At 66.5% G+C, this 22,625-nt stretch carries 16 protein-coding genes and 1 pseudogene; 4 read left to right on the top strand and 13 right to left on the bottom strand.

Annotation, left to right across the window (positions count from 1 at the left end):
* Positions 1–3 precede the first annotated feature (3 nt).
* The 5 genes from AC07P1_RS14880 to AC07P1_RS14860 all read right to left on the bottom strand — a co-directional run bounded on the left by AC07P1_RS14880 (position 4) and on the right by AC07P1_RS14860 (position 9,983).
* On the bottom strand, positions 4–1,899 hold the full coding sequence (locus tag AC07P1_RS14880) for a serine hydrolase domain-containing protein (RefSeq protein ID WP_494696550.1): 1,896 nt from the start codon (positions 1,897–1,899) through the stop codon (positions 4–6).
* The gene (locus tag AC07P1_RS14875) at positions 1,899–4,157 is read right to left on the bottom strand and encodes a TonB-dependent receptor (RefSeq protein ID WP_494696549.1); all 2,259 of its coding nucleotides are present in this window, start codon (positions 4,155–4,157) and stop codon (positions 1,899–1,901) included. The genes AC07P1_RS14880 and AC07P1_RS14875 overlap by 1 nt, the downstream gene beginning before the upstream one ends.
* 155 nt (positions 4,158–4,312) lie before the next feature.
* On the bottom strand, positions 4,313–5,740 hold the full coding sequence (locus AC07P1_RS14870; RefSeq protein ID WP_494696548.1) for a glycoside hydrolase family 43 protein: 1,428 nt from the start codon (positions 5,738–5,740) through the stop codon (positions 4,313–4,315).
* A gap of 1 nt (position 5,741) precedes the next feature.
* Entirely contained in the window at positions 5,742–8,732 is a 2,991-nt protein-coding gene (locus AC07P1_RS14865; RefSeq protein WP_494696547.1) for a TonB-dependent receptor plug domain-containing protein, read from the bottom strand.
* A 324-nt stretch (positions 8,733–9,056) separates the two neighbouring features.
* Positions 9,057–9,983, bottom strand: a complete 927-nt coding sequence (locus AC07P1_RS14860) for an alpha/beta hydrolase (protein ID WP_494696546.1) — start codon at positions 9,981–9,983, stop codon at positions 9,057–9,059.
* 168 nt (positions 9,984–10,151) lie between these two features.
* On the opposite strand from AC07P1_RS14860, the gene AC07P1_RS14855 reads away from it, so the two are divergent.
* Positions 10,152–11,177, top strand: coding sequence for a glycoside hydrolase family 43 protein (locus AC07P1_RS14855; protein WP_494696545.1), 1,026 nt, complete (start codon positions 10,152–10,154; stop codon positions 11,175–11,177).
* 40 nt (positions 11,178–11,217) lie between these two features.
* On the opposite strand, the gene AC07P1_RS14850 is transcribed toward AC07P1_RS14855, so the two are convergent.
* On the bottom strand, positions 11,218–11,985 hold the full coding sequence (locus AC07P1_RS14850; RefSeq protein WP_494696544.1) for a carboxymuconolactone decarboxylase family protein: 768 nt from the start codon (positions 11,983–11,985) through the stop codon (positions 11,218–11,220).
* A complete protein-coding gene (locus AC07P1_RS14845; RefSeq protein WP_494696543.1) occupies positions 11,963–12,439 on the bottom strand; it encodes a (R)-mandelonitrile lyase in 477 nt (158 codons plus the stop codon). Before AC07P1_RS14845 ends, AC07P1_RS14850 begins: the two co-directional genes overlap by 23 nt.
* Positions 12,440–12,551: 112 nt before the next feature.
* Between AC07P1_RS14845 and AC07P1_RS14840 the strand changes: the two genes are divergently transcribed.
* Positions 12,552–13,445 (top strand): LysR family transcriptional regulator, encoded by an 894-nt coding sequence (locus AC07P1_RS14840; protein ID WP_494696542.1) that lies wholly within the window; start codon positions 12,552–12,554, stop codon positions 13,443–13,445.
* On the opposite strand, the gene paoC is transcribed toward AC07P1_RS14840, so the two are convergent.
* From paoC to AC07P1_RS14820, 4 genes are all read right to left on the bottom strand, one after another.
* Positions 13,433–15,664, bottom strand: coding sequence for an aldehyde oxidoreductase molybdenum-binding subunit PaoC (gene paoC / locus AC07P1_RS14835; RefSeq protein ID WP_494696541.1), 2,232 nt, complete (start codon positions 15,662–15,664; stop codon positions 13,433–13,435). The genes AC07P1_RS14840 and paoC overlap by 13 nt on opposite strands.
* A gap of 3 nt (positions 15,665–15,667) precedes the next feature.
* Entirely contained in the window at positions 15,668–16,621 is a 954-nt protein-coding gene (locus tag AC07P1_RS14830) for an FAD binding domain-containing protein (protein ID WP_494696540.1), read from the bottom strand.
* The gene (gene paoA, locus AC07P1_RS14825; RefSeq protein ID WP_494696539.1) at positions 16,618–17,256 is read right to left on the bottom strand and encodes an aldehyde dehydrogenase iron-sulfur subunit PaoA; all 639 of its coding nucleotides are present in this window, start codon (positions 17,254–17,256) and stop codon (positions 16,618–16,620) included. Before paoA ends, AC07P1_RS14830 begins: the two co-directional genes overlap by 4 nt.
* A gap of 118 nt (positions 17,257–17,374) precedes the next feature.
* Positions 17,375–18,760, bottom strand: a complete 1,386-nt coding sequence (locus AC07P1_RS14820) for an MFS transporter (protein ID WP_494696538.1) — start codon at positions 18,758–18,760, stop codon at positions 17,375–17,377.
* A gap of 199 nt (positions 18,761–18,959) precedes the next feature.
* Between AC07P1_RS14820 and AC07P1_RS14815 the strand changes: the two genes are divergently transcribed.
* Positions 18,960–19,301 carry a hypothetical protein gene (locus AC07P1_RS14815; RefSeq protein ID WP_494696537.1) on the top strand — a complete coding sequence of 114 codons (342 nt, stop codon included), beginning with the start codon at positions 18,960–18,962 and terminating at the stop codon, positions 19,299–19,301.
* Between the two features lie 78 nt (positions 19,302–19,379).
* Here AC07P1_RS14815 and AC07P1_RS14810 read toward each other — a convergent pair whose 3' ends face one another.
* Together AC07P1_RS14810 and AC07P1_RS14805 are read right to left on the bottom strand one after the other, a co-directional pair.
* On the bottom strand, positions 19,380–20,930 hold the full coding sequence (locus tag AC07P1_RS14810; RefSeq protein ID WP_494696536.1) for a DUF1593 domain-containing protein: 1,551 nt from the start codon (positions 20,928–20,930) through the stop codon (positions 19,380–19,382).
* A gap of 90 nt (positions 20,931–21,020) precedes the next feature.
* Positions 21,021–22,157, bottom strand: a complete 1,137-nt coding sequence (locus tag AC07P1_RS14805) for a TonB-dependent receptor (protein WP_494696535.1) — start codon at positions 22,155–22,157, stop codon at positions 21,021–21,023.
* 92 nt (positions 22,158–22,249) lie between these two features.
* Here AC07P1_RS14805 and AC07P1_RS14800 point away from each other — a divergent pair.
* A pseudogene (locus AC07P1_RS14800) lies at positions 22,250–22,576 on the top strand (helix-turn-helix domain-containing protein); the annotation flags it as partial.
* Positions 22,577–22,625 lie beyond the last annotated feature (49 nt).

Genomic DNA, 22,625 nt, shown 5'->3' with positions numbered 1-22,625 from the left:
GGATCAGTAGTTTGGATTAAAGCTCAACAATTGGTGATACCAGCCGATCGCCACCAGCACGGCGAACGACAGCACCCACAGGATGGCCAGCGCCTTCGCCGCCTTGCCGCCGCCGGTGAAGGTGGCGCGGGCGTGCCACAGCGCCGCCAACAGGCCGCCGACGAAGGCCAGGAAGGTGCAGGCCTGCGCCAAGCTCAGCAGCACGCTGGGGTCGAGTTCCTCGGTCATGGCGATGGTGGCGGTCCACAGGGCGATGCTAACCAGCACCAGGCAGCTGGCCACCCGCACCCAGGTCGCCGGACGCGCGGGCGGCGCCACGCCATGGCGGCGGCGCAGCAGCGCGGCGACCGGCCACACCAGCACGGTCACTACGGCCACGCCGAGCGCGCCCAACAGCAGCACCAGCGCGCCGGTGCCGGCCATGAACGGCACCGGCTCGAACACGAAGGCGAACGCGTAAGGTTCCAGCCCCCAGCGCACGACCTTGCCGTCCTTGACGATGGCCTGCAGGCGCCGCTTGCCGTGCTCCTCCTGCCACAGGAACGGGCGCACCTCGCGGAACACGCCACGGCTGCCGCCGATCTGGATCGCGACGCGGCCGTTATCGATAGCTTCCACCCGCAGCGGACTGAGCAGCTGCAACATCGACAGGAAGGTCGAGTCCTCGCGCCGCGTGGTGCGGTAGGCGCCGGCCAGCATGGCGGCGTGCGACTCGGCCGTGGCCAGGTCGACCCCGGGTCCCGGCGACGGACGCGTGTCGGGCAGGTAGCGGTCGGCGAACTCCCGGTATAAGTGTTCGCGCAGCCACTTGCCCTGATCGTGGCGGCCGGGCGAGTTGACCGAGATATACAGGCCGACGCCGTCGTCCGGCAGCAGGATCAGGTCCGAATGAAACATATTGGTGTCGCCGCCGTGGCCGACCGCGCGGTGGCCGTTCATGTCCTGCTGGTAGAAGCCCAGGCCGATGCCGTTGAGGTCAGGCATGGCGCGCGTGATGTTGGTCTGCATCAGCTCGACCGTCTCGGGCCGCAGGATGCGCTTGCCGTCGAGCTCGCCCTTGCCCAGGTAGGCCAGCATGAAGCGCGCCATGTCGGCGCCGGTGGCCGCCAGGCTGCCGGCCGGCGGCATGTTGACCACCTCGTAGCCCTTCGGCGCATCGTCGGCGCTCGGATAACCGCGCGACATCATGTCTTGCAGCGCGGCCGGCAGCGGCTGGCGGAACGTCGAATGACTCATCGCCAGCGGCGCGAAGACGTGCTGTTCGATGTAGTCGTCGAACGGCTTGCCTGAAACGCGCTGGACGATGTAGCCGGCCAGCGACGTGGCCCAGTTCGAATAGCCGGCGGTGGTGCCGGGCTCGTACAGATAAGGCGGAATGTAGTCCTTGAGCACCTTGCCGGTATCCGGCGTGGGCGCGTCGTAGACGATCAGCGCGCGGCCCGCCTCCTCCAGGCCGGTGGTGTGGGTCATCACGTGGCGCAAGGTCAGCGCCTTGCCGTTGCGTGAGGGCACCTTGAAGTCGAGATAGCGGTTGAGGTCGACGTCCAGGTCGAGCTTGCCTTGCTCCACCAGTTGCATCACCGCCGTCCACGTGAACAACTTGGAGATCGAGCCGGGCCGGAACAGGGTCGCGGCCGGATCCACCGGCACCGCTTTGTCGCGGTCGGCGTAGCCGTAGCCTTTTTGCAGCAGCGGCTTGCCATCCTTGACCAGCACCACCACCGCGCCGGGCACGCCGGCGACGCGCAGGGCGGTCGGCATCATGCCGTCGAGCCAGATTTCGGCGTCGGCCGCCGTCAGCGCTGGCGCCGTGGCCGGCGGCGTCTGCGCCGGTAAGTACGAGCAGCAGGCGCCCAAGGTCAGCGCGGCCAGCCATTTCACCACCAAAGGGCGCGCCATCAGAAGGCCCTCGACAGGTTCATGCCGAAGGTGCGCGGCTGCACCGGGAAGGCGCGCAACGGCCCGCCGAACGACGTCAGCGCGGTGTCGGCGCCGCTCAGCGCGCGCTTGTCGGCCAGGTTGCGGACATAGGCGCCAAGCTCCCAGCCGTCGAGGTCGACGCCCATCTGCAGGTCGACCAGGGTGTAGCCGGCCATGCGGAAATTCGGGATCGACGTGGTGGGTGCGTCGAAGCCGGCGTTGCGCGATCCGACCTGGCGCAAGGTCACGCCGACGTAGGCCGGCTTGCCGGCCGGCGCGAAGTTGTAGCGCCCGCCCAGCATCGTCGACAGCCGGGCCGAGTTCGGCAACCGCTCACCCGAGGCGCCCAGCGCCGGGGCATCCTCTTTGAGCTTGGCGTCGGTGTAGGCCAGGCTGCCGTCGACACTGAACCGCTCGTTCAACTGGTAGCGCAGCGCCAGTTCCAGCCCGCGCGATTCAGCCTTGCCGGCGTTGCCGGTGAGCGTGGTGGCGCCGACGGCGATCGGCTGCTGCAGCTTGTTCCAGCGGATGTCGAACAGCGCCAACTCGACCGACAGGCGCTTGTCGAGCAGATCGGCCTTGTAACCGAGCTCGTAGCTCCACAAGGTGTCGGCGGCGAACGACAGCGGCGCGCCCGGCACCACGTTGCCGTTCTGGTCGATGGCGGGCGGATTCGGGCCGCCGGGGCGATAGCCGCTGGCGGCGCGCGCGTACACGCTGCTGACCTTGTCGAGCGAATAGCGCGCGGTCGCCAGATAGGTCTTGGAGCTGTCCTTGCCGGGCGACTCGAAGTCCTTGACGCCGTTGGTGACGGTGCCGTAGACCTGGCGGTTGCGGGCGGCGCGCGCGCCGACCGTGACCGACCAGGCCGGCGTCGGATTCCACGTCAGGTCGCCGTAGACGGCGTTTTCGATGAAATTGGACGGCTGGCCCGACGTGACCAGGGTCGACTCGGAGTTGTCCTCCATTTGCGCCCACAGCCGTTGCTCGCGGCTGCCGGTTTCCTTGTTGTGGTAGTAGCCGAGCAGCCATTCCAGCGGTCCGCGCGCCGACGTCAGCCGTACTTCGGCGGTGCGCTTGCGCAGTTCGATGGCGTTGTCGAGCGCGCCGAAGTTCAGGCCCTCGCCGCCGAGGATCTCGGTGGCGTCGAGCGCGGTGGCGCCCTTGAAGCGCTGGCTCGATCCGATCACGTTGAGCCTGGCCCAGCCGAGGTCGTACTCGATGTCGCCGGACAGCAGGCCGGTCTTGATGGTGTAAGGCTCGGGCCGGTAGAGCCGATGCGTCAGGTCGCCGTACAGCGGCTGGCCGGTGCCGGCGTCGTACTGGACCAGGTTGGTGCCGTTGCGTTCGATGTTTTGCTGGGTGGCGGTCAGGCGCACGCGCAGCGCGCGGCTCGGATCGAATTGCAGCGAGGCGCGCGCGCCGCGCGTGGTGCCGTCGTTGACGTGCTCACCCGTGACGCGGCCGGTCGCCCGGACGTAGCCGCCGTCGCGCTGGTTGAAGGCGGCCACGCGCAACGCCGCCACGCCCTCGCTGAGCGGAATGTTAAGCACGGCGTTTTCGGTGTGGCCAAGTCCGCCGCCCTTGCTCTCGCGCAGCGCCAGGCCGGCCTTGCCGGAAAAGCCCGTGGCGTCCGGCTCGTTGGTGACGTACTTGAGCAGGCCGCCCATGGCGCCGGCGCCGTACAAGGTGCCCTGCGGGCCGCGCAGCAATTCGACATGATGCAGGTCCAGCAGCGACAGATCCAGCGCCGACACCGCCTCGCCGACGAAGCTGGTGCTTGAACCGAAGGCCACCTCGTCGACATAGATGCCGACCGTCGGCGCCCCCATGCTGCCGACCGACACGCCACGGATATTGACCTGCCCGCGCCCGGGGCCGCCGTCGCTGGCGACGTACACGCCCGGCAGCGAGCCGACGTAATCGGTCAGCGAGGCGGCGCCGGAACGCTCCAGCGTCTCGGCGCCCAGCGTTTCGACCCGCAGCGGCACGTCGCGCACCGGTTCGCGGCGGCGCGTCGCGCTCACGGTGACGACCTCCATCCCGGCGCCGGCGGCGGCCGGCCCCGCCCCCGCGGCCACATCGGCCTGGGCCGACGCTTGCGCGCAGCCAAGCGAAAAGACCGAGGCCATGGCCATGGAGAGCGCGCGGCGGCGCGGCGGACCGCCTGCCAGGGCATTCCTTTGCGCAACGTCGTGTGGGGTGGACTTCGACAACTTCGATACGCTTGGGTACATGATGCACTCCTGGAGATGGGACCGCGGTCAATCCGTTTTCCAAATATTACATTATTTTCCATAATTTGAACAAATGGAAAATATGAATATTTTTTTCTATTGTGGAAAATTAACACGCGACCCCCGCACCAGGCTCCCGACCCGGGGCTTGTCTGCTAGCCGGCGGGCGCGGCGCCGGCGAAGAACCTCCAGTGGTCGAAGTTGAACAGCGGCGCCCGGTACTTGCCCTTGAAGACGAAGAACACGTCGTGCACGCCGGTGGCGCCACCGACCGACGTTTCGACGGTGCGCCAGCTCTGCCAGCCGCCGGTGTTCGGCACCGTCAAGGTGCCCAGCACCGGGCCTTGCACGTTGCCGAGGCGAAGCTCGATCTGCCCGCCCCTGCCGCCGCTGGCCACGCTGGCGGCGAAGCGCTTCGGCCCCGCCGCGCCGAAATCGACGCCCGCCACCTTGATGTAGGTGCGGTCGACGATGTCGGCCACGTGCATGCCGGCGCCAGGCCCCTTGGCGGTGCGCACGCCCGGCGCCCAGTCGAACGGGCGGTCCACGTCCTGCTTGATGCGCGAAGTCCAGGCGATGGTCTCGGCCTCGACCCGGCGGTACGGGTCGAGGCGCCCGAGCTGCTCGACGCCGTCCCGGTCCCACCATGGCAGCGCCGGGATGGTGCCGTCGGCGTTGTAGCTGAACTTGGCGACCGTGACCGAGCGCCGCTCCCGGTGCACCGGCGACTGGGCGAAGTTCAGCTCGTAGTTGAAGCCGAAGACATAGGAATTGCCCTTGTAGTCGATGATGCCGGGATGGTTGCCGGTGGACGCCGCGTTCGCCCGCATGACCGGCCCCTTGTACTGCCACGGGCCGGTCGGCGACGTGGCCATCGCGTAGCCGATGCCCTCCGGGCAGCAGGTGGACGCGTAGGCCATGTAGTAATGCTTGTCACGCTTGTAGAACCACGGCCCCTCCTGGTAGTCGGCCGGCTTGCTGTCGCTTTTGACGATGGGGCCTGAGTACGACACCATGTCCTCGTTGAGCTTGACGTACCACAGATGCGGATTGCCCCAGTACAGATAGGCCTGGCCGTCGTCGTCGATGGCGACGGTCGGGTCGAAGTAGCCCTCGGCCACATCGATCAATGGCTTGCCCAGCGCGTCCTTGAACGGGCCGGCCGGGTTGTCCGCGACCGCCACGCCGATGACGTTCTTGGGCCAGCCGGCCACGCTGACGGGCGCGTACAGGTAGAACTTGCCGTTGCGCGCGATCACTTGCGGCGCCCAGGCGTCGTTACTCTGCACGGCCCACGGGAACGTGGCCAGCGAGGCGACCACGCCATGGTCGGTCCAGTTGACCATGTCGGTGGATGAGTACAACAGCCAGTCGAGCATCTTGAAGTCGGCGGCATCGTCCTCGTCGTGGCTGGCGTACAGGTACACCACGCCGTCGTGCACCAGCGGCGCCGGATCGGCCGTAAATTTGGTCTGGACGATGGGGTTGGCGGCCGTGGCGGGCGGCGTCGCCATGGCCAGCGCCATGAGCAACGCCGCCCGCCACGCTTGCGGGATCGCGCGCTGTGATGAGGTTCGCTCCATGTTAGAACGCCATCCGCACGCCGGCGCGGTAGGTGCGGCCCACCACGTCATAAATGGCCGGGTTGATGCCGTAGCTCAGGTTGGTCTGCGGCAGCAGCACAGGCGCGCGGTCGGCCAGGTTGTCGATCTTGCCGTAGACGGTGATTTGCGGCGAGTACTTGTAGGTCGCGCCGAAATCGACGTAGACCGCGCCCGGGATGTGGTTGTCGTAGATGGTCGGGTGCGCCGCCGTCGGCAGCGGGCAGTTGGTTTGGCACTCGATGTACTCGTTGTTGTACACGCCGGCGCCGATCCAGCGCTGCGACAACGTCAGGCCGATCTTGCCGTAGTCCCACGATTGCTGCAGCAGCGCCTTCCACTTCGGCGTGCTACCGAACATGTTGCCGGCGCCCTCGCTCGGGATCGTGCCCGGCAGGCCGGGGTCCGAGAGAGAGTGGATCATGCGGCTGGCGAGCCCGCGCAAGGTGACCGTACCCGGCACGCCGTAGTCGCTCAGATTGGCGCGGTAGGCGGCCTCGAAGTCGATGCCGCGCGTGTGCAGCGAGGCGAAGTTGAACGCTTGCGCCAACACGAAGTTGGTGCCGGCCGGCCCGTTGATCGACACGGCCGAGCATACCTGCTGGAAGCCGGCGTAGCACAGGTCGACCTCCTGTTGCGGGCCCAACGAACTGATCACGTTCTTGACCTTGATGTCGTAGTAGTCGATCGACAGGTTGAAGTTACGCGCCCAGCTCGGCTGGCTGAGGACCACGCCGAACGAGTTGTTGCGGGCGCTCTCCGGTTTCAGGTCCGGGTTGCCGACATTGCGTTGCTGCACCTGGATCGACTGGCCCTGGTTGTTGTTGACCGCCTGGTTGGTGACCGTGGTGGCGGCGAACAGCTCGCTCAGGTTGGGCGCGCGCACGTCTGCCGAACTGACCGCGCGCAGGCGCAGGCCGTCGATCGGCGTCTGCCAGGTGGCGCCGAGCTTCCAGGCGCGCGCCTTGCCGGCGGTGCTGTACTTCTCCTCGCGGTCGGCCAGGTTCAGGTTGGCCTCGCCCCAGGTGGCCGATTTCAGGAACGGGATGTTGAACTCGACATACGCCTCCTTGACGTTGAACGAGCCCTTGCCGTTGTGGTAGTTGCCCGCGAACCAGTTGTCGCCAGTGGCCGACAAGGTCGGGTCCTGCGGATAGCTGGCGCTGTACGGCGATTCGTAGGCCACGCCCGCGCCGTACGGGTCGCCATAGACCGAGTATTTCTCGCGCCGCCATTCGGCGCCGAACGCCATCGAGATCGGACCGGCCCAGCCCTCGGCCACCGTACCGTTGATGTTAGCGCTAACTACATTTTGACTCGAATCGGTGTGTTGCCTTGGCCCGTTGGACGGCGCGATGTAGTTCCAGGTCGCGGCGTCGATCGGGTTGTTGCCGAAGATGTTGATCGGCAGGCAGCCGGCCGCGCGCGCGGCCGCGCTGCGGCAAACGATCTGCCCGGTGGCGGCGTCGCGCACGCCGTCGATGGCGAAGTTGTAGCGCGGGTTGAGCGTGATGTCCTGCACGCGCAGCACGGTGGTGTTCTCGCCGTGCTCGGCGTAGGCGTCGTACGACCATTCCTTGCCGAACAGGCCGAACTTGCCGTTGGCGCCGACCACCACGCGGCGCTGGGTGCGGGTCGGATGGACGTTGATGAACTCCGGGAACTGCGCGTTGGCGGTGCCGACCGGCATGGTGCCGCCCGGATAGCCCGAGGCGCAACCGGCCGCCACCGAGGCCGGCAGGAAGGCGTTGTCGCACTTGATGGCCAGGTTGCCTTGCTTGGCCGCGCCCGGGCTTGGCGAGAACACCGACGTCACCTCGGCCCAGTTGCCGGTGACGTAGATCTCGTTGTCCGCGTCCAGGTCCCACGACACGCGGGTGTAGGCCACCTTGCGCTTGAAGTTCATCGCCAGGTTGGTGCCGGCGCCGACGCTGCCGGAGAGGTCGCCGCCGACGCAGAAGTTGCCGACGCAGTTGGTGCCGTACTGGAACGGATAAGGCGAGCCGTTGGCGGCGAACGCCGTGCCGCGCAGCGCGCCGCCGGTGATCAGGCCGTATTTGGCGTACTGCTGGTGCTGGGCGTGCAGGATGCTGGTGTAGCGCGGCAGGCCGGCGGCCTGCATGTCCTTGGTCGATTCCTGCAAGGCCGGATTCTTGTACCAGTCGCGCCCGTTCGGGCCGACCTCGCCGAAGCCGGGCGAATCGATGCCGCCCTGCTTGGTGAACTCGCCGCTGACGGTCACGTGCAGGCGGTCGCCGGCGAAGGCCTTGCCCCAGGCAGCTTGCACGGTGCCGTTCTTGTCGTCGCCGTAGGTGGTCATGCCGCCGCCGACATGGGCCTTGAAGCCGCTGAATTTCTTGTCGGTGATGAAGTTGACCACGCCGCCGATGGCGTCCGACCCGTAGGACGCCGAGGCGCCGCCGGTGACCACGTCGACGCGCTTGACCAGCAGTTGCGGGAACTGGCTGACGTCGGTCACGCCGGTGACGTTGGCACCGACCACGCGCTGGCCGTCGAGCAGGGTCAGGGTGCGGTTGGTGCCGAGGCCGCGCAGCGACAGCGACGACAGGCCCTGCAGGCCGCTCGAAGTGCTGAAGGTGTTGACAGTGCGGCCGGTGCTGCCCTGCAGCGCAGGCAATTCGGTCAGCGTTTCGAAGATGTTCGGCTTGGCCGCCTTGTCGAGGTCGGCGCTGGTCAGGCTGGTGGTCGGGGTCGGCTGGTTGAAACCGCGCGCGGCGATGCGCGAACCGGACACGACCACGGTGTTTTCCGGCGTCGCGGCCGCCGGCTCGGGTGCGGCGGTCGGTGCGCCTGCGGCGGCGTCGGCAGGCTTGACCTCGCCAGGAACGGTGGTAGCGCTAACAGGAGGTTGCGGTTCATTCGGCGTCTGCTGGGCCTGGCCGGGCATCGCGAACATCGCGCAGGCGCCGGCGACGGCGAGGTTCATCAAGCTGCGTTGACATGGTGATTTCATTTGGTCTCCATCTATTTTTTTTAGTGTGTCGTGGTGCGGGCGGTCGTCTCGGCCGCCCTGCTTTCATACTGCAGGGGTCGTTGTTGGTCACCTCCGTGGCACGTTGATGTTTAGTAAAACACCGAAATTAACTTACTAACAAATTGAATGTAGCCATCTGATTATCGAATAACCAATAACTTTTTTTTCGACTGCGATATCCAAACCGATATCGCCACTTATGGTTGCCATAGAACGTTATCGATAAAATGATAAGCGCTAACATCGCGCCGCAGGTGGTTCGCGACCGGGCCGACTGTGGTCAGGCGGCCACGCCGGAAGTTTTCAACGCGGCTTCAGGTAGCCGTGCATGCCGAGCCAACGTGTGAACCCGTCGAACCATCCGGTGCTGGTGGCGGTCTTCTGGTACATGCCGAATCCATGGCCGCCCTGCTCGTACAGGTGGAACTCCACGGGGCGCTTGGCGCCGCGCCAACTGTCGATCAGGCCGAAGCCGCCGTTGGCGAAGAACGGGTCGTCGGCGGCCAGCGCGACGAACAGCGGCGGCGCGCCGGCCGGCACCGTCACTGTCGACAGCGGCCCGTAGATGTTGGCGATGAAGGCCGGCTTCGCGTCCTGCCCGTGCAATGTGGTTGCCATGGTCAGCATCGCGCCGGCGGAGAAACCGAGCATGCCGACGCGGTCCGCGTCCACATGCCATCCCTTGGCGCGCGCGCGCACCAGCGCGAACGCGGCGCGGGCGTCGGCGATCTGCGGCGCATAGGCGGCGGCCGGATCTTGCGGGGCCGGCGGCCGCTTGGCCGTGGACGAGAACATCTCCGCCATCGAGCGCTCGAAGCCGGCCATGTCCGCCGGCGTCTGGTTCAGGCGGTACTTCAGCACGAACGCCGCCACGCCCTTGTCGGCCAGCGCCCTGGCGACCGCCCAGCCCTCGTTCTCCATCGACAGCGTGCGGAAACCGCCGCCGGGAGCGACGATGACGGCGGCGCCGGTCGCCTTCGCCGCCGGCGGCAGGACCGGCGTCAACGTGGCGACCGTGACGTTGCGGGCGAACACGCTGCCGTATTGACGGTGCCAGCTTTCCGACGCCGTCGCGCCCGGAAGGACGCCCGTGTCCAGCGTGATCGCGTCGGGCTGGGCTGGCGCCGGGATCGGTGTCATACCGTCCTCGCCAGCGAGCGCGTTGGCGGCCAGCGAGCAGGCCAGTATCGTCAACGCGAATCGGATTTTCAGTTGTTTTACCAAGATCATTTGCCGCTCCATATGGGTCCCGGACAGCGCGATCCGCCACCGGGAAATATTGTTGGACATCCTGTGCCACCACAAGTTACCATAAAAGCACGCCAATGTTAGCGCATATCATTTTTTGTTAGGGAATGATTACCGCAGTTGCGCCAAAACAAAATAGTGGAGACGACGATGCAAGACAAAGGTAAAGTGCGCCCGCGAAAAAGTCGGGGTTGGATGGCGCTGTGCGCCCTGTCCATGGCGTTGGCGGCGTCGGCGCAAGCCGCGCCCGGCGCCGCCGGCTCGAATCCCATCATCCGCGACAAATTCACCGCCGATCCCGCCCCGCTGGTGGTCGGCGATACGTTGTATCTGTACGTCGGGCATGACGAGGCGCAGCGCGACGAAATGTTCAACATGCGCGAGTGGCTGGTCTACTCGACCAAGGACATGCGCACCTGGACCAGCCACGCGCCCATCATGAACGTGAAGGATTTCAAATGGGCCAAGGCCGACGCCTGGGCGTCGCAAACCATCGAGAAGAACGGCAAGTTCTATTTCTACGCCGCCGTCGAGCATGACGCCACCAATCCGGGCAAGGCGATCGCGGTGGCGGTATCGGACAAGCCGACCGGCCCCTTCGTCGACGCGCGCGGGTCGGCCCTGGTCACCAACAAGATGACGCCCAAGGGCACGCACAGCTGGGAGGACATCGATCCCACCGTGTTCACCAACGACGACGGCACCACTTGGCTGGCGTGGGGCAACCGCCAGTGCTACATCGCCAAGCTGAAACCCAACATGGTGGAGCTCGACGGCCCGATCCAGGAGATCACGCCGCCGCACTTCGAAGAAGGCCCGTGGCTGCACAAGCGCGGCGACCTGTATTACCTGACCTACGCCTCGCTCGACCGCGCCACGCAGCGCGACGAGCATGTGTCGTATTCGACGGCGCCTTCGATCACCGGCCCGTGGACCTATCGCGGCCTGCTGACCGGCTCCGGCAAGTACAGCTTCACGATCCATCCGGGCATCGTCCAGTTCAAGGACAACTGGTATCTGTTCCTGCACAATGCCACGCTGGCGATCGGCGACATGAACGGCGCGATCGGACGCCGCGCGGTCACCGTCGAACATTTGCAATACAACGCCGACGGCACCATGAAGCCGGTGGTGCAGACCGACGCCGGCGTCAGCGTGCCGCCACCGGCGCGTTGAGCGAGGCGCTAGGAAGCTCGCCCACTCGTATTTGCTTACCTCAGCGGCTGGCCAGTTGCTCGTCCAGCGCGGCCTGGGCGCGTTGAGCCGTCGCGGTATCGACGCGCGTCGCCAGCACCTGAATGAATTGCCGCAGTTGCGCCTCGCTGATGCCGACGTTCATGCTCACCCTCACGTGCGATTGCAACTGCGCCTCCAGTCCGCTGAGCGACGCCAGCGCGGCGACGGTCGCCAGTTCGCGACTGTGCCAGTCCAGGTTGTCACGGTTGAAGATGTCGCCGAACAGGTGGGTCTTGAGGAACTGGTCGATGGCCGGCGCGAATTCAAATACCGGCCCCTTGACCGGAGCGCCGACCAACTTGGTCTGGTTCGCCGTGCCGGAAGCCAGCAGCGCCTCGCCGGTCAGGGCCGGAGCGGGATCGCTGCCCGGCGCGTCAACGATGCCGCGCCGCTTGCGCTCTTCCAGCACCTGCATCAGCCCGGTCAACGCATTCAGGCTGCGCGGAAAGCCGGCATAGGCATACAGCTGGACCAGGATCTCCTTGCATTCGCTGACGGTCAAGCCCGCGTCCAGGCCGTGCTCGAGGGCGCCCTTTAGCCTGCCGATGTCGCCGGCCGCCGCGAACGCCGCGATCGGCCCGATCGCCTGCCGGCTGGCGGATAGTGTCTGTTCGTTTTGCATGGAAGGTTTCTCCTTGATTGGTTCGGCGCCGCTCGGCGCATATGCCAGCGCCAGGCCCACGGCCAAGGCTGCGGCGACCTTAAGGCGGCCGGCGCGCGGCGCTTTAACGGGCTTGATACTGCTCATCGCTGACTTTCTCCATCCATTCCACGCTCTTGCCGTTGTCGGCGCCGGTCAGCGCGATGTGGGTCAGCGCGGCGTCCGGGGCGGCGCCGTGCCAGTGCTTGACGCCGGGAGGGCACCACACGACGTCGCCGGGCCGTATCCGCTGGACCGGCTTGCCCCACTGCCCCGTCAGGCCGGCTCCCGCCGTGACAATCAGATATTGCCCCTTCGGATGCGTGTGCCATGCCGAGCGCGCGCCCGGTTCAAACGTCACATAGGCGGTGGAAGCGTTGATGTCGGCCGTTGCCGGCGACAGCCTGTCGACCCGGACCTGGCCGGTGAAATACTCCGGCGGGCCGGGCGTGGACGCCACCGTTCCCGCCCTGACGATGGTCTGCGCCCCGCCGCCCTCCTCCGCGCCGGCGCCGGCGCCGGACAACGCGCCAGCCAGCAGCAACCCCGTAATAATTTTCATGACCAGCCCTTTCGCCGTTGCTTAAAACTTGTAATTCCCTGCTAATGTACCGGCTGCGCAATTGTGCGAATAGGTGCTAAAGTCGGGATAAACTTATTAGCGGAACTGATTAATGCAATTCTCCAATTACAACGAGATCCTGGCGTTCATCGCGGTGGCGAAGGAAGGCAGCTTCACCAAGGCGGCGGCGAAACTGGGGGTCTCGCAATCGGCGCTCAGCCAGACCATCCGCACGCTGGAAGAACGGCTCGACTTGCGCCTGCTGGTGCGCACCACGCGCAGCGTCTCGCCCACCGAGGCGGGCGAGCATATGCTGCGCACGGTGGCGCCCCGCTTCGACGAGATCGAAGCCGAGCTGGCGATGCTGCGCGAACGCCGCCTGAAGCCCTCCGGCACCATCCGCATCAGCGCCGGCGAGCACCCGGCGCTGACGGTGCTGCAGCCGGCGCTGGCACGGCTGCTGCCGCTCTACCCCGATATCCATGTCGAACTGATCGCCGAAAACCGCATGACCGATATCGTCGCGGACCGCTACGACGCCGGCGTGCGCCTTGGCGATCAGGTCGCCAAGGACATGATCGCGGTGCGCATCAGCGGCGACCTGCGGTGGCTGGTGGTCGGCGCGCCGGCCTACTTCGAACGCCATCGGCCGCCGGTGACGCCGCAAGACCTGACGCACCACAATTGCATCAACATGCGCATGCCGACGCACGGCGGCTTTTACATCTGGGATTTCTGCCGGGACGGCAAGGACGTCAAGGTCAGGGTCGACGGCCAACTAACCTTCAACAACCTGGCCCTGCGCTTGCAGTCCGCGCTCGACGGACTGGGACTGGCTTTTCTGCCGGAGGACCAGGTCCGGGAGCACATCGACCAGGGCCGCCTGGTGGCGGTGCTCGACGACTGGTGTTCGATGTCGTCCGGCTACCGGCTGTACTACCCGAGCCGGCGCCACCCCTCCTCCGCCTTTACGCTGCTGGTCGACGCGCTGCGCTATCCCGGCTGACCGTCGGCCGCGCCGGCGCCGTCCATCGCCGGCAGGTGCGCCAGCAATTTGTCGAGCGTGATCGGGTAGTGCCGCACCCGGATGCCGGTGGCGTTGTAGACCGCGTTGGCGATCGCGGCCGGCACGCCGGTGATCCCCAGCTCGCCCACGCCCTTGGCCTTGAGCGGCCCGGCGGTCGCATCCACCTCGTCGAGGAACACCACCTCTTGGCGCGGGATGTCGGCGTGGACCGGCACCTCGTAGCCGGCCAGGTCGTGGTTGACGAAGTAGCCGGCACGCTTGTCGACCACCAGATCCTCCATCAGCGCCGCGCCGGCGCCCATCGTCATGGCACCGATGATCTGGCTGCGAGCGGCCAGCGGGTTGATGATGCGCCCGGCCGCGCACACCGCCAACATGCGGCGGACGCGGATCTCGCCGGTGTCGCCGTCGACCGCCACCTCGACGAAGTGCGCCGCGAACGTCTGCTGCGCGTAGCGCTTGGACAGGTCGCCGTACTCCATGGCGTCCTCGCCGGCCAGCTCGCCTGCGGCCACGGCGTCGAGCAACGGCCGGCTGTTGCCGCCCGCCCGTACCCGGCCGTTGACGAACTCGATGTCGGTGCCGCTCAGCCCCAGGCGGGCGGCCACCAGTTCGCGCAGCTTCACGCAGGCCGCGTAGACGCCGGCCGTCGACGAGGCCGCGCCGAACTGGCCGCCCGACCCCGCGCCTTGCGGAAAGAGCGAATCACCCAGCCGCACCTCGACGCGGTCGAGGCCCACGCCCAGCATTTCGGCCGCCGTCTGCGCCAGGATGGTGTAGGTGCCGGTGCCGATGTCGGTCATGTCGGTTTCCACCGTCAGCCGGCCGTCGCGCGCCAGCCGCACGCGCGCGGCCGATTTGACCACCGGCGCGCCACGGATGGCCGAGGCCATGCCCATGCCGATCAGCCAGCGTCCCTCGCGGCGCGCGGCCGGCCGCGCACTGCGCCGGCTCCAGCCGAACTGCTCGGCGCCGCGCCGCAGGCACGCCACCAGTTGACGCTGCGAGTACGGTTTGTCCGGCGACTCCGGATCGACCTGGGTGTCGTTGAGCACGCGCAGCGCCACCGGGTCCATGCCCAGCTTTTCCGCCAGCTCGTCCATCGCGATTTCCAGGGTCATCATGCCCGGCATTTCGCCCGGCGCCCGCATCGCGCTGGCCTCCGGCAGATCCAGGTGCGCCACCCGCAGCCGCGTCATGCGATTCGCGCCCGCGTACAGCAGGCGCGTGGGCGCGGTGGCCGCCTCCGGCCGGTCGCCCAGGTTGCCGGACCAGCTTTCATGGCCGATCGCGGTCAGGCGTCCGTCTTTGCCCGCGCCCAGGCGGATGCGCTGGATGGTCGCCGAGCGGTGCGTGGTGTTGTTGAACATGAGCGGGCGTGGCAGCGCCACCTTGACCGGCCGGCCGGTGCGCCGCGCCGCCAGCGCGGCGAGCACCGCGTCGCACAGGATCGAGCCCTTGCCACCGAAACCGCCGCCGATGTAGGGCGCCACGATGCGCACCTTTTCCTTCGGCATGCCGAGGATCTTGGCGATGTCGCGCACGCCCCAACCCACCAGCTGAATCGCGGTCCACAAGGTCAGCTTGTCGCCGTCCCACGCGGCGATGGTGGCGTGCGGCTCCAGCATCGCGTGCGAATGGTACGGCGTGGTGTACATCTGGTCCACCGTCACTTCCGCTTGCGCGAACGCGCCCTCGAAGTCGCCGATGGACGACGCCCTCCCCGGCGGTGTCGGCGCGGACGCTGGCAACTTTGCCCGTTGCGCTTCAAGATCGAAGGCGCCCGGCGCCGCCGCGTAGCGCGGCCGCACCAGCTGCGCGGCGGCCCGCGCCTGCTCGAACGTCTCGGCCACCACCAGGGCCACCGCTTGATGATAATGCTGCACCTCGGGGCCGGCGAGCGCGCGCGCCACATAGAAACCGCCGACGTCGAGCGGGCCGGCATCCTGCGCCGTGATGACGGTCAGCACGCCCGGCGCCGCGCGGGCCGCCGTCAGGTCGAGCGAGACGATGCGGCCCTTGGCGATGCCGGCGCCCACCACATAACCGTGGACGGCGCCGGCGGACGGCGCGCGGTGTTCGTAGGCGTAGGGCGCGCTACCGGTTGTTTTAAGCGGGCCGTCGATGCGCGCGGTCGGTTTGCCCACCACTTTCAGGCTGTCGATCGGGTTGGTGGTTGCCGGTGTCGTAAATTTCATCGCTTATCCTCGCTTGGCCGCGGCCAGCACGGCGTTCAGGGTGCGCTCGACCAGGACGATCTTGAACGCGTTCTCTTCGGTGGGCCTGGCGCCGGCCAGCAAGGCGTCGGCGACCGCCTTGGCGCCCTGCGGCAGGCGGGCCTCGGCGGATTCGATCCGCCACGGCTTGGGGGCCACGCCGCCGATGGCGACGCGCCCGCCGCCGTCCGGCTGGATCACCGCCGCCACCGAGACCAGCGCGAACGCGTACGAGGCGCGGTCGCGCACCTTGCGGTAGACGTGGACCCCGCCGAGCGGTGTGGGCAGCACGACCGACGTGATCAATTCACCCGGTTCGAGCACCGTGTCGACATGCGGGGTCTCCCCCGGCAGGCGATGCAGGTCCGCGATCGGAATCGCGCGGGTGGCGCCGCCGGGACGCACGGTCTCGACCGTGGCGTCCAGCAGGCGCATGGCCACCGCCATGTCGCCGGGATAGGTGGCGATGCAGGCGGCGCTGGCGCCGATGACCGCGTGCTGGCGATTGACGCCGCCGATGGCCGAGCAGCCACTGCCGGGCACCCGTTTGTTGCACGGCTGGTTGGTGTCATAGAAATAGGCGCAGCGCGTGCGCTGCAGCAGATTGCCGGCGGTGGTGGCCTTGTTGCGCAACTGCCCCGAGGCGCCGGAGAGCAAGGCGCGCGACAGCACGGCGTAATCGCGCCGCACCCGCTCATCGGCTGCCAGGTCCGCGTTGCGCACCAGTGCACCGATGCGCAGGCCGCCGTCGGCCGTGGGTTCGACGCGGTCCAGGCCCAGGCCATTCACGTCGATCAGGTGGGCCGGCGATTCGATGCCCAGTTTCATCAGATCGAGCAGATTGGTGCCACCGGCGATGAATCTGGCGCCGGGCGTGCGCGCCGCCGCCGCGGCGGCGTCGGCCGGGTTGGCGGCGCGCTGGTAGGTGAAGGCCTTCATGCGGCCCCCCGCGCGACTTCCTCGATCGCATCGAGGATGTTGGCGTACGCGCCGCAGCGGCAGATGTTGCCGCTCATGCGTTCGCGGATCTCCTCAGCGCTCATTAGCGGGCGTTCGGTGAGGCTGGCGCTCGCGTGGCTGGGAATGCCGCGCTTGATTTCGTCGAGCACCGCGACGGCGGAACAGATCTGCCCCGGTGTGCAGTAGCCGCACTGGTAGCCGTCGTGTTTGATGAACGCGGCCTGCATCGGATGCAGGCGCTCGGGCGTTCCCAAGCCTTCGATGGTGGTGATGGCCGCGCCTTCATGCATGACCGCCAGCGTCAGGCAGGCGTTGACCCTCCTGCCATCGAGCACGATGGTGCAGGCGCCGCACTGCCCATGGTCGCAGCCCTTCTTGGTGCCGGTCAGGTGCAGGTGCTCGCGCAGCACGTCGAGCAAGGTGGTGCGGGTGTCGAGCTCCAGCCAGTGCGTCTGGCCGTTGACGGAGAACGCCACGTTGGCCAGCACCGGCGGGGAGGCGCCCACCGCAGTGGTTTGGGCGCCGGAAAACGAAGGCACGGCGACGGCCGTGGCCGAAGCGGCGCCCGCCTTCAGTACGTCGCGGCGGGTAAGTTTAAGATCGCTGAAGTCCATCGTGTGTCCTCGTTTTGTAGAGCTTACAATGTAGCCGCTGCGCTAACGTGCGGCTACGGTTGAAATGCGCATGGTCTTATTAGCCAGGCTGATGAATAGCGGCGAGAGCCGGCGCTTCTCATCGTTTTGGGCGGAGAATAAAGCACGCCACCAGCAGCAGCGCCAGCACCAGAAAACCGGCGGAACACGCCAGTGCGGTGTTGACGCGGTGCATCAGCAAGGCCGCCCCGGTGGCGGCGTCGGCGCCATAGGCCGCCACCGCGACGAGCGCCGCCAGCCCCAGCGAATTGCCGAGCTGGTGGGCCACGTTGACTATGCCCGATGCCGCCCCGGCGTCCCTCGGCGCTACGCCGACGATGCCGGCCGCCGTCAAAGGACTGAGCGTCATGCCCTGGCCGGCGCCGATCAAAACCATCGGCAGCGCCACGCCGAGCAGGTAGGCGTCGGCCGCCGAGACCTGGCTCAACCACGCCATGCCCACCAGGCAGACGGCCAGTCCGGCCGCCAGCAACCGGCCATTACCGAACCGGGACGTCAGGCGCGGCACCAGCAACGCCACGGCAAAATTAACGGTAGTCATCGGCAAGAACGCCAGGCCGGTGGTGGCCGGCGGATACCGCATCACCACTTGCAGATACTGGGTGGTGAAAAAGAAGAAGCCGATCATGGCGCCCAGAAAGAGCATGCGGGCACCGTAGGCTGCCGCGCGCGCTGGATCGGCAAACAGGCGCAGCGGCATGATGGGCTGCGGCGCGGAACGCTCGTTGACGATGAAGAGCGCCAGCAACAGCAGGCCCGAGGCGACCGCCGCCTGGGTGACCGTGTCGAGCCAGCCGGCGCTGGCCGAACGAATCAAGCCGAATACGAGGGCGGTCATGCCGGCCGTGGAGGCGAGCGCGCCGATCACGTCGAACTTGCCGCTGCCGCGCGGGGTTTCCCGAATATAGCGCAAGGCCGCCCAGACCATCGCGGCGCCGATCGGCAGGTTGATGAAGAAGCCCACGCGCCAGGACAGCCACTCGGCCAGCACGCCGCCGAGCACCAGGCCGACGCTGGCGGCGATGCCGGCCACGGCGCTGTAGTAGGACACGGCGCGGACGCGCTCGGCGCCTTCGGCAAACGTCGTTTGCAGCAACGCCAGCGTGGACGGCGCCAGGATCGCGGCGCCCAAGCCCTGCACCGCGCGCGCGCCGACCAGCCAGGCCGGCGTCGGCGCCAGGCCGATCGCCAGCGAGGCCAGCGTGAACAAGCCAAGTCCCAGCACCAGCATGCGGCGCCGGCCGATCAGGTCGCCCGCGCGCGCCGCCAGCAGCAGGAAGCCGCCGAACGTCAACGTATAGGCGCTTTGCACCCAGGCCAGCCCGTTATCGGTGAATCCCAACTCGCGGTGGATGCTGGGCAGCCCGGTCAGCACGACGGACGTGTCGAGCACGATCATCACGTAGCTGACCAGGATGATGCCGAGGATCGCCGCTTTGTGCGGCGTGGTGGAAGGTGTGGGCATGCGGTGTTTCCTGACAGTGACTCGGTGTGACACTGTAGGGCAATCGCATTCGTTCGATAAGTGGGGTGAATCGGGATGGACTTATAAGGTGGACTGATTAATGAAGTTAACCTGTCGTCGGGTTTGCATTGTATTTACGGCTAGAAGGAATTTTTTACGGTCAGATGGATCAAACACACGACTAGCCGGAGGTTAGAAAATGAGTTGCCAGCCCTTGCCGGATGAACGAAAAAACGAATTTGAAGCCGGCGAAGTTGCGGGCTGTGCAATCAGGGCGGCTATTGCAGAATCAAGAGCCGCCTTTAGGGCTGATATTGCAGAGTTAAGGTACGCCACCAAGGCCGACCTCGCAGAATTAGGGGCCGCCATCAGGGCTGACCTTGCAGAATTAAGGGCCGTCATTAAGGCTGAGATTGTCGAGACGATGGCCGCCATAAAGACGGATATTGCGGAAGCGAAGACCTCGATCATCCTGTGGGTGGTCGGGGCGATCTTCATTTCGCAGTTGCTGCCTTCCCTCCTCAAGCTGTTCAGCAACTAGTCCCACCTAGTTCGACGGATAGCCGCTACTGCGGATTGTCCGGGCAAAAAAGGGCGCGCCGGCGGCCCGCCCACCCGCCTATTGGGCGGCGGGCGCCACCGCCCTCACCGCCCCCGCGACGCGCACCACCACGCGCCGATAGCTGGTCAAGGCCGGTTGGCCGTTGTCGGTAACCGCCAGTATCACATGAGCGATACCGGTCGCGGGGCAAGGCGCGACGTCCAACCAGCTCGGACGGCAGGTGGCGACAGCCCTCAACGTGGCCCGCGCGCCGTCCGCGATCACCCGCACATCGGCCATGCCGACGCGGCCGGCGCTGCGGGCCGAGCCGGCCGGAGGACCACCCGCCTCGCCGTACAGGAACCAGTTGTAGTCGAGACGATCGCCGTCCGGGTCCGAACTGTCGCCGGCATCGAGCGCCACGCTGGCGTCGGCCGCCAACTCCAGCTCGACCACGCCGCGCCCGTCCACACTGCTCGCCCCCTCCCACCGCGCCAACCGCGCCACCGGCGGGTGGTTGGCCTGCCGGTAGGGTTTGTGGGTCCAGTCCATGCGTGCCGCGAAGTCATTCTGGAACGCGCCGCGCCAGCGCCAGATGGTCGCCTGGTCGGAGGTGTGCTGCAAGCCGTCGATGCCGGTGACGGTGTCGCCCGAGTTAACCCGGCCGAACAAATCGCCGCCCTGGGTCCACACCGGCCTGGTTTCGCCATACGGCTGGCGGTACACATAGCGCCCGCCCCAGCCGCCCCACGACGGAAGGCGATAGCTTTCCAGCCCGTTCGGCAGCAGGTTCAGGAAGGCCGGCGTGTCGCCCTCCATGATGTACAGGTAGCGCGGATAGTGCCGCCCCAGCGCGCCCTTGGCGCGTATGTTCGCGTCCAGCCACTCGTTGGTGACGGTGGTGAAGTCGGCGCCCTCGCCGTTGCGGTAGTAGCGGTCGCCGCTGATGCCGGTCCAGGCGGCGCGGCCATACTCCGCGCCGTCCGGCGTCGACGGCTGGACGATGTAGCACAGCGCCGGGAACTCGCGCCGTATCCACGGGCCGGCGTCGTCCTGATCGGAGATCGAATACACGCGCAGCTTGTCGACGAAAGCCGCCAGCGCGTCGGCCGGGCGGCTGGCGCGCACATGGGCCAGCGCCTCGGCCAGCGTGTTGGCGCCGCCCCAGACGCTGATCCACAGCGGCCGGCCGTCGGCGCGGTCGGCCGCCTCGATCAGCCGCAGCGCGCCGGCCGAGGGCCGCTGCGCCCGCACCGCCGCCATACCGTAGCCGGGCGGACCGGCGGCAATCACCGCCTTCAGCGCGGCGGCCTCGGGCCAACCGGCCGCGTGCAACAGCAGGTTGGGACGAACCTCGGCATAGGCGTCGACCAGTTCGGCGATGGTGTCGGCGCGGGTGCGCTCCTTTTGCCAGGTCGAGGTGGTCGCCACCAGCCCTTCGATGTCGAGCGCGTTGGCATACACCAGCAGGCGTACCAGCGACATCTGGTCGTCCGGCTCGTTGCCGATGTCGGTCAGCACCAGTACCCGCTGGCGCTCGGCGGCGCCATCGGGCTGGCGGGGATCGGCGCCGGCCATGGCGCCGGACAGGCCCAGGCCGAACAACAGCAGCGCGGTCAATGTCTTCAATTGAACTCCGTGTTGGTTTATTCCAGATGGCTGCCCAGTTTAAGCTTGCGCGGCGGTTCTGTCGCGTTGTCGATCGGAGGGCGAACCCGCTTACCAGTTGACGGAGAGCTTGGTGCCGAAAGTACGCGGCGCGGAAAACGCATAGTTGTAGGCACCGAAGTTGGCGTTGGCCACCGTGATCACTTTGGTGTCTTCAATATTGCGGACATAGGCTTGCACACTCCATTTGCCGCCGTTGTCGGCGTAGGTGAGCATGGCATCGCTGCGGTTGTAACTACGCTGGCGCTGACGCTCGTAGTTTTCGATACCCAGGTAGGACTCGGATTCAAAGTGGGTTTGTATGCGTGGCGTCAGCGTGCCGCGCAGGACTTCGAAGCTATGTTCGTAACCCAAACCGATTTGCCATTTCGGCGCCTGGATCGGGGTGTTGCCGGCCAGGTTGCGCGTGCAGACGCCGGCGGTGGTTTTGGCCACGCACAGTTCCTTGAAGCGGCCCTTCAGATACGCGACCGACGCATCGATGCGATCATCCGCCGTCGGGCGCACTTGCAGTTCAAGCTCGCCGCCATGGATGTCGGACTTGCCGGCGTTGATGGTGTAGGAAGTACCACCGTTATTGACGGAAACCTGTTGATCCTTGTAGTTGTATTTGTAGGCGCTGGCGTTCAACTGCAAGCGTCGTTGCCAGAACTGGTTCTTCGAGCCCACCTCGAACGCGGTGATGGTTTCCGGGGTATAGGTTTGCTGCACCACGGTCGAGCCGCTGGCCAGGCTGCTGATGACGGTAGTGAAGCCGCCAGGCTTGTAGCCGGTGCTGAGCTTGGCATACAGCAGATTGGTCGGCGTGGCCTGCCAGTTCAGACCGAGGTGATAGGTGTTTTTGGAATTGCCGGTTTCACCAGCCTGGGGGATATCACCGGAGCCGGTATTCTGGTAGCCGCCGCGGACTTTCTTGTCCAGCGAGCGGCGCAGGCCCAGATCGACGGTCACGCCATCATACAACTCATAGGAGGTTTGACCGAACAGCGCTTTCGAGCGGGCCAGCACGTTGTAGTTGAAGGTAAACAAGTTCAACGGCGAATTGATGACGTTGTAGCGTTGGTAGTAAACCAGGAGGTCGTTCTTCTCCTGGAAATAATAGCCGCCGAACTGCCATTTCCACCGGCTGTCGCCCTTGGAAACCATGCGCAGCTCGTGCGAGATGTCTTTCGGGGTGTTAAGTTGCACTGAAAATTGACCCACTTTCCCCACGAATTTGCAACGGAATCTGACCCACGTTAGTAGCACAATTCCACCTGTCTTATCGGCAGGAGATCGGAGTGATCAACGTGGCTCTACTCGGCATCATTCGACGCTGGCACCTTCGTGACCAGATCCCAATTCGAGAAATCGCCAGGCGATTGGATATCTCTCGCAATACCGTTCGACGCTATCTACGGTCGGAAACTACTGAGCCCTCCTATGCGGAGCGGCGATCTACCAGCGGACTAGACAAATACTCGGTGCAGTTATCGGGGTGGCTCAAGGCCGAGACGACGAAGCCGCGTAAGCAGCGACGCAATTTGAAGCAGATCCACGAGGACCTAAAAGAGCTAGGCTATGAAGGGTCATACGACCGCGTTGCAGCGTTTGCCAGGCAGTGGAAGGCGGGTCAAACGGAGTGGGTCAATTCTGCGAGCAAACGAACATGGGAGT

It is taken from the genome of Duganella sp. GW821-FHT07F09 (assembly GCF_059418705.1).
Note: the sequence above shows the minus strand (reverse complement) of the source record. Positions and strands in the feature narration are given on the sequence as shown.

Coding starts and splice junctions, on each gene's coding strand:
- AC07P1_RS14840 (WP_494696542.1), top strand. CDS start 12,552: ATGCAATTCTCCAATTACAACGAGATCCTGGCGTTCATCGCGGTGGCG.
- AC07P1_RS14820 (WP_494696538.1), bottom strand. CDS start 18,760: ATGCCCACACCTTCCACCACGCCGCACAAAGCGGCGATCCTCGGCATC.
- AC07P1_RS14870 (WP_494696548.1), bottom strand. CDS start 5,740: ATGGAGCGAACCTCATCACAGCGCGCGATCCCGCAAGCGTGGCGGGCG.
- AC07P1_RS14855 (WP_494696545.1), top strand. CDS start 10,152: ATGCAAGACAAAGGTAAAGTGCGCCCGCGAAAAAGTCGGGGTTGGATG.
- AC07P1_RS14880 (WP_494696550.1), bottom strand. CDS start 1,899: ATGGCGCGCCCTTTGGTGGTGAAATGGCTGGCCGCGCTGACCTTGGGC.
- paoC (WP_494696541.1), bottom strand. CDS start 15,664: ATGAAATTTACGACACCGGCAACCACCAACCCGATCGACAGCCTGAAA.
- paoA (WP_494696539.1), bottom strand. CDS start 17,256: ATGGACTTCAGCGATCTTAAACTTACCCGCCGCGACGTACTGAAGGCG.
- AC07P1_RS14845 (WP_494696543.1), bottom strand. CDS start 12,439: ATGAAAATTATTACGGGGTTGCTGCTGGCTGGCGCGTTGTCCGGCGCC.
- AC07P1_RS14865 (WP_494696547.1), bottom strand. CDS start 8,732: ATGAAATCACCATGTCAACGCAGCTTGATGAACCTCGCCGTCGCCGGC.
- AC07P1_RS14815 (WP_494696537.1), top strand. CDS start 18,960: ATGAGTTGCCAGCCCTTGCCGGATGAACGAAAAAACGAATTTGAAGCC.
- AC07P1_RS14850 (WP_494696544.1), bottom strand. CDS start 11,985: ATGAGCAGTATCAAGCCCGTTAAAGCGCCGCGCGCCGGCCGCCTTAAG.
- AC07P1_RS14860 (WP_494696546.1), bottom strand. CDS start 9,983: ATGATCTTGGTAAAACAACTGAAAATCCGATTCGCGTTGACGATACTG.
- AC07P1_RS14830 (WP_494696540.1), bottom strand. CDS start 16,621: ATGAAGGCCTTCACCTACCAGCGCGCCGCCAACCCGGCCGACGCCGCC.
- AC07P1_RS14875 (WP_494696549.1), bottom strand. CDS start 4,157: ATGTACCCAAGCGTATCGAAGTTGTCGAAGTCCACCCCACACGACGTT.